The organism is Pseudomaricurvus alkylphenolicus, assembly GCF_011683955.1.
GTDB lineage: Bacteria > Pseudomonadota > Gammaproteobacteria > Pseudomonadales > Cellvibrionaceae > Pseudomaricurvus > Pseudomaricurvus alkylphenolicus.
The window spans coordinates 1-1,278 of sequence record NZ_JAAQPI010000063.1; the positions used below are offsets into that span (position 1 = coordinate 1).

Sequence of the window (1,278 nt, forward strand, 5' to 3'; positions counted from 1 at the left end):
AGAGCCGGCCCCGGAAATATGGACAGCTCCATAAGTGGAATCTTCGCCTGATTTAGGGCACGGTAGTGCCCATGAACAGGAGATTTACCATGGCTAGACGACCACGTCGTAACCACTCACCCGAATTCAAGGCCAAAGTGGCTATTGCCGCCCTCAAGGGCGAACAGACGGTTGCCGAGTTGGCACAGCGCTTCGATGTCCATCCCAACCAGATTACCCAGTGGAAGACGCAGTTGCTGGAGCGTTCGGCAGATGCTTTCGGTGGCGGTGAGCCCAAGGAGCCGCCGGTTGACGTCAAGACCCTACATGCCAAGATAGGTCAGTTGACCCTCGAAAATGATTTTTTAGAAAGCGCGCTCACCAAGGCGGGGTTGCTGAGCGAAAAAGGATGATCGACCGCGACCATAAACTCTCCATTACTCAGCAGGCCAAGTTGTTGTCGATTAGCCGCGGCAGCGTGTACTACAAGCCACAGGCGGTTAGTCCAGCCACGCTCAAGCTGATGAATCGGATTGATCGCTTGCATCTGGACTACCCTTTTGCCGGTAGCCGTATGCTGCGTGATCTATTGCGACGTGAAGGTCATCAGGTCGGGCGAAAACGGGTGGCTAGCCTGATGAAGCGGATGGGTATTGAGGCGCTGTATCGCAAACCAAAGACCACTCGTCGCAACCCTGGCCATAAAGTCTATCCGTATCTGCTTCGCAAACTGGCCATCACGCGCCCGAATCAAGCTTGGGCCATGGACATCACCTATTTGCCGATGGCACGTGGCTTCGTGTATCTGACCGCTGTGGTGGACTGGCATACGCGCAGGGTGTTGAGCTGGAAGCTTTCTACCACCATGGACGTACACTTCTGCATCGACGCGGTGGAGGAGGCTATCGCCAGATATGGTGTACCAGAAATAATGAACACGGACCAGGGCAGCCAGTTCACCAGCACGGCTTTTACTCAAATGCTGAAGGACAACAATATTCGTATCAGCATGGACGGCAAGGGCTGCTGGCGGGATAACGTGTTCGTAGAGCGGCTATGGCGTTCTGTGAAATACGAAGAGGTTTACCTACACGCCTACGATACAGTCTCGGATGCTCGTGCAGGACTGGATCGCTACTTTCGTTTCTACAACGGCCGCAGACCTCATTCAAGCCTTGACCGGAAAACACCGGATGAGGTTTACTTCAATACAACGCCGCTTTCCCTGGTGGCTTAAACCTTGGCGTGGATCCACTTATAGAATGGGGATGAGCTGTTCAAAGGAAGGGGGCCAGCTCT

Annotated in this window: 1 protein-coding gene; it reads left to right on the top strand. The window is 54.1% G+C overall.

Annotated elements, in window-relative coordinates:
* Window positions 1-89: 89 nt before the first annotated feature.
* Window positions 90-1,216, top strand: a protein-coding gene (locus tag HBA55_RS37110) for an IS3 family transposase (protein ID WP_420821524.1) whose coding sequence is annotated in 2 segments (ribosomal slippage) — window positions 90-348 and window positions 348-1,216 — 1,128 coding nt in all. Because the reading frame shifts where the segments join, the coding sequence is not laid out codon by codon here.
* Window positions 1,217-1,278: the final 62 nt, after the last annotated feature.